Annotated in this window: 7 protein-coding genes; 3 read left to right on the top strand and 4 right to left on the bottom strand. The window is 71.5% G+C overall.

Features of this window, described 5'->3' with window-relative positions:
- Window positions 1-43 precede the first annotated feature (43 nt).
- Window positions 44-2,845, top strand: a complete 2,802-nt coding sequence (locus WMF22_RS24460; protein WP_438037182.1) for a tetratricopeptide repeat protein — start codon at window positions 44-46, stop codon at window positions 2,843-2,845.
- A 9-nt stretch (window positions 2,846-2,854) separates the two neighbouring features.
- Here WMF22_RS24460 and WMF22_RS24455 read toward each other — a convergent pair whose 3' ends face one another.
- Together WMF22_RS24455 and WMF22_RS24450 are read right to left on the bottom strand one after the other, a co-directional pair.
- Window positions 2,855-5,002, bottom strand: a complete 2,148-nt coding sequence (locus WMF22_RS24455) for a M3 family metallopeptidase (protein ID WP_438037181.1) — start codon at window positions 5,000-5,002, stop codon at window positions 2,855-2,857.
- A gap of 188 nt (window positions 5,003-5,190) precedes the next feature.
- Window positions 5,191-6,711, bottom strand: a complete 1,521-nt coding sequence (locus WMF22_RS24450) for a PPC domain-containing protein (protein WP_438037180.1) — start codon at window positions 6,709-6,711, stop codon at window positions 5,191-5,193.
- A 446-nt stretch (window positions 6,712-7,157) separates the two neighbouring features.
- Here WMF22_RS24450 and WMF22_RS24445 point away from each other — a divergent pair, with 446 nt between their 5' ends.
- Window positions 7,158-7,433 (top strand): hypothetical protein, encoded by a 276-nt coding sequence (locus WMF22_RS24445; RefSeq protein ID WP_437301478.1) that lies wholly within the window; start codon window positions 7,158-7,160, stop codon window positions 7,431-7,433.
- 40 nt (window positions 7,434-7,473) lie between these two features.
- On the opposite strand, the gene pruA is transcribed toward WMF22_RS24445, so the two are convergent.
- Window positions 7,474-9,114, bottom strand: a complete 1,641-nt coding sequence (pruA, locus tag WMF22_RS24440) for an L-glutamate gamma-semialdehyde dehydrogenase (protein WP_437301477.1) — start codon at window positions 9,112-9,114, stop codon at window positions 7,474-7,476.
- Window positions 9,115-9,322: 208 nt separating this feature from the next.
- Between pruA and WMF22_RS24435 the strand changes: the two genes are divergently transcribed.
- Entirely contained in the window at window positions 9,323-10,327 is a 1,005-nt protein-coding gene (locus WMF22_RS24435) for a DUF2804 domain-containing protein (protein WP_437301476.1), read from the top strand.
- 33 nt (window positions 10,328-10,360) lie between these two features.
- Here the strand turns inward: WMF22_RS24435 and ligA are convergent, their stop codons facing one another.
- Window positions 10,361-12,391, bottom strand: coding sequence for an NAD-dependent DNA ligase LigA (gene ligA / locus WMF22_RS24430; RefSeq protein WP_437301475.1), 2,031 nt, complete (start codon window positions 12,389-12,391; stop codon window positions 10,361-10,363).
- Window positions 12,392-12,395: the final 4 nt, after the last annotated feature.

Genomic DNA, 12,395 nt, shown 5'->3' with positions numbered 1-12,395 from the left:
TGCTCGCCTGCATGCGCGTACGCAACGAGAAGAGGGCGCCCTGATGCGCTTGGCCATCGTCGCCACGCCCAGCTTGCACCGCGATCAGCGGCCGGCGCCCGGCTCGCTCGACGGAGATCTCATCCGGGCCCGCCTCTCGCTGGACGACGCGGGCTTCCGGGTGATCGACGTCGATCCCGCCCGGGATCTCGCGGAGCAGCTCGACGCGCTGTTCGACGAGGTCGTCGCGACGCGGAGGACGCTGGTCGACGCGGAGGACGCCGCGCGCGACGATGCGTCCACCCTGTTCCTCTTCTACGCCTCCAGCGCGGTCGCGCTGTCGCCGGACGGGGAGCTCTTCCTCTGCCTCGACCCCGAGAACCCCGGCCTGGGCGACGCGCTGAGCGACATCGCCGCGGTGTTCCGCGATCGCGCGCGCGGCGAGGTGCTCTTCGTCCTCGAGTGCCATCACGGCCCCGGGGCGACCTCGCGCGCCGTCGTCGCCGCCGCGGAGCAGGCGGTGGCGTCTTCCGTGACGGGGGTCGAGCTCCTCGTCGCGGCCCACCCGATCGGCTCGCTCGACGCGGATCTGCCGTCGGTGCTCACCCGCGCCTTCGTCGAGCACCTCGACGAGGCCGAGCCGGAGCGCGGCCTCACCGCGGAGGCGATCATCCGCCGCGTGGAGGAGAACGCCGAGCTCGCCAGCGCCATCCCGTGCTTCGCGCGGACGGGCGGGCGGGGCTCCTTCTCGGTGCTCGTCCCGCGCGGCGGCGCCCCGGGCGCGCGCCCGGCGGAGAGGCCCGACGCAGCGCAGCTGGTCGTCGCGGACGAGCGGGACGCCGCCACCACGCCGGCGCCGGCGCCGGACGATCCGGTCGCGCAGTACCTCGCGGCTGGCGACATGCTCGCCGCGGCCGCGGATCTGGACGGCGCGCTCACGGCGTACAAGAAGGCGCTCGCGCTCGTCGGCGTCGCGCACCGGGACGCCCGCGCGGAGGTGCACCTGCGCATCGCCCAGACCAGATGGCGCCAGGAGCGGCACCGCGAGGCGATCGAGAGCTTCGACAAGGCGCTCGCGCTCGCGCCGGAGCACCGGCCCGCGCTCGAGGCCCTGGTCGAGCTCCACCTCGCCGCGCGCGATTTCGTCCGGCTGCGCATCGCGGAGGAGCGGCTGCTCACGCGCGTCGAGGGGGACGGCGATCGCTTCGGGCTCCTCGTCCAGTCCGCAGAGCGCTGGGAGAGCATCGCCGGGGAGCCGGCGCGCGCGCTGGAGCTCCTCGAGCGGGCGCGGGAGCTCCGCCCCGACGACCCCGCGGTCCTGCGCGACCTGGGCCGGCTCTACGAGGCCGCGGGCGACGTCGAGGCGTCGATCGAGGCGCGCCGCTGCCTCATCGAGCGGATGGAGGAGCCCAGGGAGCGGGCGGTCGCGCTCCTGGAGCTCGCGCGCGCCGCGATGCAGGGCGAGGCCCGCGCGACCTTGACCGAGGTCACGCGGGAGCGGGACGGGATCGAGCTGCTCGAGCGCGCGCTGGACGCCGATCCCACGTTCCTCGATCCGCTCTCCCTCATCGCGATCCTCCTCTCGGCGCGGCAGGAATGGGGCGAGCTCGAGCTCGCGTACCGGCGGATGCTCGATCGGGCGCAGCGCATCGCCGACCTGCGCGTCCGGAGCGACGTCACCTGGGAGCTCTGCCGCCGCCTCGGCATGCTCTTCCGCGATCACCTCGAGGATCCCAGCTCCGCGCTGGAGGCGTTCGAGGGCGCGGTGGACGAGCGACCGGACGACGTCCCGGGGCGGCTCAGCGCGGCGTCGCTCGCGCGGACCGCCGGCCGGCTCGAGCGCGCCGCCGCGCACCTCCAGGCCGCGGCGGTGCTGGATCCCGGCAACGTCCAGGTGTTTCACGACCTGTTCGACACGTTCCAGAAGCTGAGGCGGGTCGACCAGGCGTGGTCCGCGGCGAGCGTGGCTGTCTACCTCGGCGCGGCCGAGGCGCGGGAGCGCTTCATCTTCGAGGAGCACCGCCCGGCGGGCCTCGTCCAGCCTGCGCGCGGGCTGAGCGCCGCGACGTGGGACCTCCTGCGCGCGGGCGATCGCGATCGCGCGCTCGAGGAGGTCCTCGCGTCGGTCGCTGGCGCCGCGATCCGCGCGCGGTTCGCCCAGCGCGTGCGGGAGAAGCGGGTTCCCCAGCTCGATCCGGCCGCGCGCGCCGACGCGGAGCGGAACGCGGCGGGCGTGGTCCGCCTGTTCTCGTGGGCGAGCCGGTGTCTCGGGATCGCCGCGCCGGCGGTCTACCTCCGCAAGGACGCGCCGATCGCGGTCGCCTCGGTGGCGGTCGAGGAGTCGAGCGTGCTCGTCGGCGGCGAGGCGCTCCGCGGGAGGACGGCGGCCGAGCTCGCGTTCCTGGTGGGCAGCCACGTCGCGTACCACGTCGGCCCGCACCGGCTGCTGCTCCATTTCCCGTCGCTCGAGGAGCTCGGCGTCTGTCTTGCCGCAGCGGTGAAGGTGGCGCGGCCGTCGGAGCTCGTCCCCGCCGACCTCGAGGGCGCGGTGCTCGCGCTGGTGCCCCTCCTCGACGAGCACCTGACGGAGAGCGAGCGTGACGCCCTGGAGGCCGCGGTGTTCGAGCTCTACGAGATCCGCGCGCCGCTCGATCTCGCGCACTGGGTGGGATCGGTCGAGCGGTGCGCTGCCCGGGTCGGCTATCTGCTGACCGGCGATCTCTCGGTGGCGGCGTCGTCGCTCTCGCGGGGAGACGCGCCGGGCGTTCTGACGCCCGAGGAGAAGATCGGCGATCTCCTGTCGTTCACGGTCTCGGACGCCTACCACGCCTTGCGCGAGGAGCTCGGCGTCGCGATCGAGCCCTGAAGCTGCCGTTCACTCCTTGCCCTGGAGGTAGGCGAGGTACGCGTCGTGGCTCGGCGGGCGGCCGAGGAAGCGGGTGACGAGCGCTCCCGCATCGACGCCGCCGCCCTTCGCGAGCACCTCGTCGCGGAACGCGCGCGCGACGGCGGGGTTCAGCAGGCCTTCCTGCTTGAAGCGGGTGAGCACGTCGCGCGAGAGCGACAGCGCCCACTGGTAGCCGTAGTAGCCCGCGTCGTAGGTGATGAGGTGCCCGAAGCTCGACTGCAGGTGCGTCCCCTTCACGAAGGCGAAGGACTCGTTCGCGCGCTGCGCCTGCTCCACGACCACGGTCGCGTCGAAGCCCGGATCGCGGGTGTGGAGCTCCAGATCGATCGACGCGAGCGTGAGCTGCCGCTGCGTCGCGAGCGCTCGGCCGAAGCCTCGCGCGCGGGTCATCGCCTGGAAGAGGGCGTCCGGGATCTTCTCGCCGGTCGCGTGGTGCTTCGCGAACAGATCGAGCACCTCGCGCGACCACGCCCACTCCTCGAACATCTGGCTCGGCGCCTCGACGAAGTCGCGCACCGTCGCGGTCCCTGAATAGGAGGCCAGCTCCGAGCGCGTCAGGAGGTGGTGCAGCACGTGCCCGAACTCGTGGAAGAACGTCACCACGTCCTCGTGGGACATCAGCGCCGGCTGCGCCCCCGGCTTCGGGAAGTTGCACTCGAGCGCCGCGACGGGGCTCTGCCACGACCCGTCGTCGAGCAGCTTCGCCGTCCGCACGGTGAACATCGCCGCGTGTTTGTACTTGTCGGGCCTGCTGTACAGGTCGAGGTAGAACTTGCCGATCAGCTTGCCCTCGGAGCGCACCTCGTACGCGGTCACGTCGGGGTGCCACGCCTTCGCGGGGACCTCCTTGTACTCGAGGGCGTACATCTTCGCGGTGATGTCCATGAGCCCCTGCTTCACCGCGCCGAGCTCGAGGTAATCCGAGAGCGCCTGCGAGTCGAACTGGTAGGTGGACGCGCGGACCCGATCCTCGAGGTAGTAGCGATCGGAGGGGGGGAGCTTGTCGGTCGGCTTGCCTCCGAGCCGCACGTGCTCCTTCATCAGCGCGGCGAACTCGGCCTTGGCGGGCTCTTTCAGCGCGGTCCTGACCTGGTCGAGGAAGCCGCGCACGGCGCCGCTCGTCTTGGCCATCCGCGGCTCGATGGCGTAGTCCGCCCAGCTCTTGTAGCCGAGCATCTTCGCCTTCTCGGAGCGGAGCGCGAGGAGGCGATCGAGCAGCTTCACGTTCTTCTCGCCGCCGCGGTTGGTGAACAGGACGTAGAGGGCGAGCGCGGCCTTGCGGTCCTTGGCGTAGGTGACGAACGGGAAGAAGTCAGGGTAGTCGGTGGTGATCTCGACCTTGCCGTTCGCCTTGGGCGCGTGCTTCGCCACGTACTCCTTGGGCAGCCCCTGGAGGGAGGCGGGCGCGATCTCGATCGATGCGGTCGACGCGGACAGGTTCGACATGAACTCCTGCCCGATGCGGGTGATCTGCTCGTTCACGTCGCGGAGGCGCTGCTGTCGGTCTACCGGCAGCGACAGCCCGTTGCGGCGGAAGTCGCGGAGGACGTCGGAGAGCAGCCGTGCGCGCTCACCGCTCAACGCCTCGCGCGCGTCGCCTTTCGCGGCGTACGCCCCGATGACGGCGGCGAGATCGGCGTCCAGCCACATCGCGGTCGTGAACCTGTCGACCTTCGGCTCGCAGAGCCTCGCGGCCTCTCGCACCGCCGCGTCCGGGTGGGCGACCCCCATCAGGTACGGGAACTCGCCCGCGCTGTTCACCTCGAGCGTGGCGTCGTCGAACCGCCCGAGTGTCGCGGCGTAGGTGAGCTTCTCCGGCGGCGCGCCTCGGAGCGCCCTGATCGCGTCGAGGTGCCCCTCCGCGGCGCGCAGGTGCTCGTCGCAGAGCTGCTTCACGCCCTCCACGGTGAGCCCCTGCGCCACGGGATCGAACTCGGCGCGCGGCGGCGTCTCGGACGGCGCGGTCGTCGCCGGCGTCGACGTCGGGCCCTGCGGCGAGGCGCTGCCGGCCGTGGCCGGCGAGGAGACCCCACCGGTCCGGGTGCCAGCGTTGCAGGCGACGAGCAGGAGAAGTGAGAGGAGCCCTGAGCGCGCGGGTGTGGTGCCGACCTTCATGTCGGTCGGGCTATACCACGGGGAGCGGGGAGGCCCGGGGAGAGCCGCCGGCGATCGGCGCGCCCGGTGTGCCGACGACGACGCGCGCGGTGCCGGCCTTCGAGCGCGGTCCGGCGTCGCGTGCTCTGGCGCACCCGGCGGCGAGCGCCCGGGGGACGGGCGCTCACGCCATGAGGTGCTTCAGAGCCTCACTCGGTCTCCGGCGGCAGGTAGGCGAAGAGGCAGTTGTATCCTCGGCTCGTCACGTCGGCGGCGGGCGTCCCGGCCGATACCCTGACGAGCAGCCGGTTGTCCGCAGGGGCCTCCGGGATCACGACCCGCTCGACGTACAGGTCTTCGTCCTCGGTCTCCGTGGCCGAGTAGGTGGCGGCGTCGATCGATGTGCCGTCTCCGTTCAGCACCTCGGCGCTGAGCTCGCGGACCCCGGACCCGTTGCGCTGCGCCTCGCAGACGACCGAGAACGTCCAGCCCTCTTCCACGTCCTCGAGGGGGACCGCATAGATGTCGACGTCGGCGGTCTCTCCGTCGGCGAGCTGGCCCTCGATCGCGTAGCTGACGCCGCCTCCCCCGTTGGGGAAGGAGACCAGGCCGCCTTCCGGCGTCTCCACGACACCGTTGGTCTCCTCCTCGGCCTCGAGGGGATCGGAGCTCATGCGGTTGTGCAGCAGGATGTAGAAGTCGTTCTTTCCTACCTCTCCCGCAGGGCGCTTGACGAAGACGAGGTACTCTTGCCCGGCTTCCACCGGGAGGGTGATATCGCCGCCGTTCGTCGGGTCCACCTTCGCGTACGCGTTGGTCAGATCGGTCGAAGCGAACACGGCGATCTCGCTGACCTTCACCGTCGACCCGTTGCCCTCGATCCCTGTCGGCTGGTCGGCGATCAGCTGGGCGAGGATGACGTTGTCGACCGCGGGGGTCTCCGGCGGGGTGAACGAATACACGTCGACGTCGGTCGCGCTCTCGAAATTGCCGAACGCGAAGGTGGTGAAGTACCCCGACTCGTCGTTGTTCAGCTCATAATGCAGCTGCACGGCGTGCTCGGCGTCATTGTTGGGCTCGGCCTCACTGATGAGGCTGTCAGTTTCGCTCTCCGCCACATCGAGCGGAAGGAGCGCCACCCCGTAGTCGAAGCTCACGACCTCGGCGGGGTCGAAGCAGCCGTTCGGGAAGGCGAACTGCGGGAAGGCGGCGTTGCAATCCTGGACGACGATGAAGTACTCGCCGTCTGCTGGCAGGACGGTGAGCAGCTCGCTGTCATTGGTGAAGCCCCGGGCCGGGTCGTCGTTCTGCGCGAGCTGGTTCCCGTCGGCGTCGAGCAGCGTGAGGACGGTATCCGGGTATGTCGGATCCCTCTCGTCATCCGGCGGCCTCGCGTCGCTCAGGATGTACACCGGCTGCCCCTTGGCTCCGGTGAAGCTGTAGTAGTCAGCGTCCTCGTCCAGCGGCTCGAGCGTCCCCTCGAGCCAACCGTCCTCGGATTGGATCGGCTCTGCTTCTTCGGGGCTGTCGTTCCCGTCGTCCACCTCGCCTGAGCCCGTGGAGGTGCTGCCGGCGGTGGGGCCGGTGGTCGCGGAGGACGTCGTGGTGCTGCTCCCGGCTCCTCCCTCGCCGCCGCCGCCTCCCTCGCCGTCGTTGTCTCCGCCGCAGCCTGCGGCGGCCGCCGCGATCGTGCCGAGCACGAAGAAACCCAGAAAATGCATCGACTTCATGGCACCTCCAACGTTTGCTATCCCACAGCGACTCCTGGTGTAGCGGCGTGGGAAATATACACCTACGCTTCTGCTCGTCCTGCGCGCCATGGGAACGCACGCTTTTGACGGGCGGAGATCTGGAGCATACGTAACGGCCGGGGGCTGCTCCACAACCGAATCGTCGGTATGACGGATCGGCCTGTAGAGCTCGGTGCATGGCGGGTCGGATGGCGATGGAGCCGGGCCTGACACCCTGAGAAGAAATCCGATCTCCGTTGGTGCGCTTGACGACTCGGGCGGAACACGGAGTTCGCCGGTGGGCTCACGAGCTCGATTCGCCTCCGGCGGCGCGCGCTTCCAGCAGGGATCCGGGGCAGGGGCGAGCCGGCGACGCGCGGCCGCCCCCTGCTCGCCTCTCGCCGCCGGCTCGGCCGCGTGCTCCGATGGCCGCTGGAACTTTCGCCATGCCCCGTCCCGCGCTCCTCCTGGCCCTGCTGCTCCTCGCTCCCACCCCTGGATGCTCGTCGGACATCGACGCGTGCGAGGTGGTCTGCACCAAGAACGCCGAGTGCCAGACCGACAGCCCTGGAAAGGACACGTGCGTCGCGCTGTGCCTCGAGCTGTCCGACCGCGCGTCCTATGCCACGGCCATCGAGCGCACGGCCGAGTGTTACGAGGAAGAGGACCGGTCCTGCGCCGATCTCGCGGGTGGCGTCTGCGACTACTCGCCGGAGGATTGAGCGACGAGGCCCGCCGTGTCTCCGGCGCGGGGCGCGCTGGCTACTCGGCCGCCATGAACGGATAGGCGACCGCGCGCGGCGGGGCGAACGTCTCCTTCACGACCCGCGGGGAGACCCAGCGGAGCAGGTTGAACAGGCTGCCCGCCTTGTCGTTCGTGCCGGAGGCGCGCGCGCCGCCGAACGGCTGCTGCCCGACGACGGCGCCGGTCGGCTTGTCGTTGATGTAGAAATTGCCCGCGGCGAAGCGGAGCGCGTCGCTCGCCGCCTCGATGAACGCCCGATCCCGCGCGAACACGGCGCCGGTCAGGCCATACGGCGACGTCTCGTCGCAGAGCGCGAGCGCCCTGTGCTCCTCGCCGTCGGGGTAGACCCAGACCGTGAGCACCGGCCCGAACAGCTCCTCCGCCATCAGCGGGTGGCGCGGATCCGTTGTCTCGATCAGCGTCGGCTCCACGAACCAGCCGTCGCTCCCGTCGTGCGCGCGCGCGCCGCCGCCGCACACGATCGAGCACGCCGCGTCCGACTTCGCCGCGGCGATCCGCCCCGTGAGCCGGGCGTGCGCGCGCTCGTCGATCACCGCGCCCATGAAGTTGCGGAAGTCGGCGACGTCCCCCACGCGGATCGCCCGGATGTGGCCCACGAGCCGGTCCTTGAGGGCCGGCCAGAGCGAGCGGGGGATGTACGCGCGCGACGCGGCCGAGCACTTCTGCCCCTGGAATTCGTAGGCGCCCCGGACGAGCGCCACGGCGAGCGCGTCGACGTCGGCGCTCGCGTGCGCGAAGACGAAGTCCTTCCCGCCGGTCTCGCCCACGATCCGCGGGTAGCTGCGGTAGCGCCCGATGTTCTCCCCGATGCGGCGCCAGATCGACTGGAAGACCGCGGTCGAGCCGGTGAAGTGGATGCCGGCGAAGTCCGGATGATCGAGGCACGCGTTCGAGACGAGCTCGGGCGGGCCCATGACGAGGTTGATGACGCCGCGCGGGAGGCCCGCCTCGATCAACAGCTCCATCACGAAGTGCGCGGAGTACAGCGCGTTCGCGGACGGCTTCCAGACCACCGTGTTGCCCATCAGCGCCGGGGCCGCGCACAGGTTGCCGGCGATCGCGGTGAAGTTGAACGGCGTCGCCGCGAAGACGAAGCCCTCCAGCGGGCGAGGCTCCGCGAGGTTCCAGATGCCGGGCGCGCTCGCCGGCTGCTCCGCCGCGATCCGGTGCGCGAAGTGGACGTTGTAGCGGAAGAAGTCGATGAGCTCGCAGGCCGAGTCGATCTCCGCCTGGTACGCCGTCTTGCTCTGCCCGAGCATCGTCGCCGCGTTGAGCGTGGGGCGGTACCGGGTCGCGAGCAGCTCGGCCGCCTTGAGGAACACGGCGGCGCGCTCGGTCCACGGCGTCCTCGACCAGGCCGGGTGCGCCCGCCGGGCGGCCTCGATCGCGCGCGCGACGTGCTCGGCGCCGCCTTGATGGGCGCGGGCGAGGAGGAGGTCGCGCCGGTGCGGCGCGCGGACGTCGTCGAGCGCGCCGGTCCGGATCGCCTCCCCGTCGATGACCATCGGGATCTCGATCGTCTCCCGCGCCCGGCGGTCGAGCTCCGCCTTGAGGGCCGCGCGCTCCGGGCTGCCAGGCGCGTACGTGAGGACGGGCTCGTTCTGAGGGCTCGGGGGCGTGGCGATGGCGTCGATCATGACGCGAGTCTAGCGGCGGAGCCGAGGGCGCGCAGGCTCCGGCGCCGCTGCTCTCCGCCGCGGCGTGAGCCAGATGGCCGCGGAGGAGAGCGCTCGGCGCAATCACGCGATACCACGCGATACCGCGCGATTCGCACGACTCCAGCGATGCCAGGTTTCCGGCGTCGCTCGCCTTGGGCAGCGACCACGTCGCCGCTACTCTCGTCGGATGCGCGAGCTCATCACGCCGCCCGATGCGATCCTCGACCCGAGCACGGGAGCGGCGCGCGTCGGGTCGTACCGGGGCGATCTCCCGCGCGTCGACCCGGCGCTCCTCGCGCCGCGCAGGCTCGATCGGCTGCTCAAGCACAAGCGATGGGTCTACGTGGCGATCGCGTCCGACGAGATCTTCATCGCCGTCGCGGTCGTGCACCTCGGCTATCTGTCGATCGCGTTCAGCGTCGTCTTCGACAAGGCAGGCCGGCGGCTGCTCGTGGACCGCGCGGCGTTCGGGCCGCCCTTCGCGGCGAGCGTGGGCGACGCGGGCGGCGAAGGCCGCTCCTCGCGGGCGTGGCTCCCCCGCGCGCGCGTCCGGATCGAGCGGCCGCGCACGGACGCGACGACCGCGCTGACCGCCGCGCTCCGCGGCGTCGAGCTCGAGGCGCGGCTCGACAGCCGCGCGGCGCCGCCGGCGCTCTCGGCGATCGCGCAGGCCTCGGATGGCTTCCTGATCACCACCGAGAAGCGCCTGCTCCTCGGCGTCGAAGGCGAGGCGTCGGTGCTCGGTCGCCGCATCTCGCTCGACGGAGCGATCGCCAGCTACGACTACACGGGCGGCCTCCTGCGGCGCCGCACGACCTGGCGCTGGGCCCTCGCGCTCGGGCGCGCGGAGAGCGGCGAGCGCGTCGGCCTGAACCTCGGCGAAGGCTTCGTCGGCGACGCCGAGTGCGCGATCTGGATCGACGGCGAGCTCATCCCGCTCGCGGAGGGCCGGTTCACCTTCGACGCGGCGCGGCCGCTCGATCCGTGGCGCGTCCGGACCGCGGACGGCGCCGTGGATCTATGCTTCGTCCCCGGCGCGGCGCACTCGAACCACACGAACCTCGGCCTGCTCGCGTCGGAGTTCATGCAGCCGATCGGCCTCTACTCGGGCACGATCCGCCTCCCGGACGGGCGGCTCCTCGAGCTCCGGGACGTCCTCGGCGTCACGGAGGACCAGGACATCACCTGGTAGGGGCCGGCGGGTCGAGGCCGCGGCTCGCCTCGGTCAGCCGCCGCGGCGCTCGGCGATGAGCCTGTCCAGATCGTCCTCGGTGATGAGCTTCGTACCGTACTTGCGCGCCTTCACCGCCTTGCTCGACGTGGACGCCACGTCGGCGATGACGAGGTAGTTGAGCTCCTTCGTGACGCTGTTCAGCACCCGGCCGCCGTTCGACTCGACGAGGTGGGTGAGCTCGCCGCGGGGACGCGCGCCCGCGCCGGTGAAGCAGAACGTCAGCCCGGCGAGCGGGCCTTCGGCCTCGGGCGCGACCGGGACGATGCCGGCGGCGAGCAGCCGCCCGATCTCGTCGCTGCGGGCGCGCAGCCCTCGGACGATGCTCGCGGCCTTGATCGCGCCGAGGCCCGGGATGCCGGCGAGCTCGTCCTCGCCGGCGGCGAGCAGCTTCTCGATCGTCGTGTACCCCGCCGACACGAGCAGCCGCGCCGTCTGGATCGCGAACCCCTCGATGCCGAGCGCCGCGAGGAACACCGGCAGCGCGAGCGGGAGGCGGCTCTTCAGCTGCTCCAGGCACTTCGTTGCGCTCTTCTCGCCGCGCCGATCGAGGTCGGCGATGTTCTTGACCGTGAGCTTGTAGAGGTCGAGCGGCTCTCGCACGAGGCCCGCGGCCACCACCTGCTCGATCAGCTTGTCGCCCCACTCCAGCGCGCCGATGGCGTCGATCCAGTTGTGGATGCGCCCCTCGATGAGGGCGCGGCACGCGGCGTTCCGGCAGAGGAGGTACTCTCCCTCGACGACGAGCGGCGCGCTGCAGACCGGACAGACCGACGGAGGGACGGCGGCGGGGCCGCGCTTCTCGACGACCTCCTCGACGTACGGGATCACGTCGTTGCGGCGCGAGACCAGCACCTCGTCGCCCACGCCGATGCCGAGGCTCCGCACGTTGGCCGAGTTGTGCAGGGACGCGCGCCGGACGTTGGCGCCGGCGAGCTCCACCGGCTCGACGATCGCCACGGGGGTGACCCGGCCGCTCGGCCCGGTGTCCCACTGGATCGCCACGACCGTCGTCACCTTGGCGGGCGACGCGAATTTGAAGGCGACCGCGCCGCGCGGCCGGCGGTTGACGTCGCCGAGCAGGCCCTGGACGTGGAGCGAGTCCACATAGACGACGAGCCCGTCGATCTCGTAGTCGAGGCCTGCGCGGAGCTCGCTCGAGTAGCGCCGGTAGAGCTTCACGACGTCCTCGACGCTGCCGTGCGCGGTCTGCGGCGTCGCGAAGCCGAGCTCGCGCAGCCAGGCGAAGCGCGCCCGGCACGTCGGGATCTCGAGATGATCGGCGACATCGTAGAAGAGCACGGTGCAGTGCTCCGCCCCCTGGCCGTCGAACCGCTTGGCCGCGCCCGCCGCCATGTTGCGCGGGCTGGTGACGCCGGGGAAGTGGCGCTTCATGTCGGAGAGGCGAAGGATGATCTCTCCGCGCACGGACAGCCGGCCCTTCTCCCGGATCCGCGAGGGGATCCCCTTCATCCGCGCGACGTTCGCGGTGATCCGCTCGCCCCACTCGCCGTCGCCGCGGGTGATGGCGTCGACGAGCTTGCCGCCCTTGTAGATGACCTCGATGGAGATGCCGTCGAGCTTCTCCGCCACGAAGAGGTCACCCGCGACGCTCGAGGTGGATCCCGGCGCCTGCGGCGCGGCGCCCGTGCCGCCGTCGCCGTGCCCGTCCTTCACGAGGATCTCGTCGCACCGGGCGACCCAGGCCAGGAGCTCGTCCTCGGAGACGACCTTGTTGAGCGAGCCCATCGGGATCTCGTGCCGCGCCTTCTCCCACTCGGTGATCAGGGAGGCCGAGCCGACCCGGGCGAGCACCGGGTGCGCCGGATCGAGGGCGCGGAGCTCGTCCTCGAGGGCGTCGAACGCCGCGTCCGAGATCTCGGGGTGCCCAGCGTAGTAGCTCGCCCTGTATTTCTCGATGCGCTCGGCGAGCTCCTCGATCCTCGCCTTGTGCTTCGGATCCGTCGCGAGCCCGCCCTGCAGCGGGTTGCGCGCTCCGGCGTCGTCGTGGTGTGCCTGCGTCATCGCT

Origin of the sequence: Sorangium sp. So ce204 (genome assembly GCF_051526795.1) — a bacterium.
Classification (GTDB): domain Bacteria; phylum Myxococcota_A; class Polyangia; order Polyangiales; family Polyangiaceae; genus Sorangium; species Sorangium cellulosum_B.
This window is presented reverse-complemented; position numbering and strand designations above follow the sequence as displayed.

Excerpts from the sequence above, each read along its gene's own strand:
- WMF22_RS24460 (WP_438037182.1), top strand. The coding sequence starts at position 44 with ATGCGCTTGGCCATCGTCGCCACGCCCAGCTTGCACCGCGATCAGCGG.
- WMF22_RS24455 (WP_438037181.1), bottom strand. The coding sequence starts at position 5,002 with ATGAAGGTCGGCACCACACCCGCGCGCTCAGGGCTCCTCTCACTTCTC.
- WMF22_RS24450 (WP_438037180.1), bottom strand. The coding sequence starts at position 6,711 with ATGAAGTCGATGCATTTTCTGGGTTTCTTCGTGCTCGGCACGATCGCG.
- WMF22_RS24445 (WP_437301478.1), top strand. The coding sequence starts at position 7,158 with ATGCCCCGTCCCGCGCTCCTCCTGGCCCTGCTGCTCCTCGCTCCCACC.
- pruA (WP_437301477.1), bottom strand. The coding sequence starts at position 9,114 with ATGATCGACGCCATCGCCACGCCCCCGAGCCCTCAGAACGAGCCCGTC.
- WMF22_RS24435 (WP_437301476.1), top strand. The coding sequence starts at position 9,323 with ATGCGCGAGCTCATCACGCCGCCCGATGCGATCCTCGACCCGAGCACG.
- ligA (WP_437301475.1), bottom strand. The coding sequence starts at position 12,391 with ATGACGCAGGCACACCACGACGACGCCGGAGCGCGCAACCCGCTGCAG.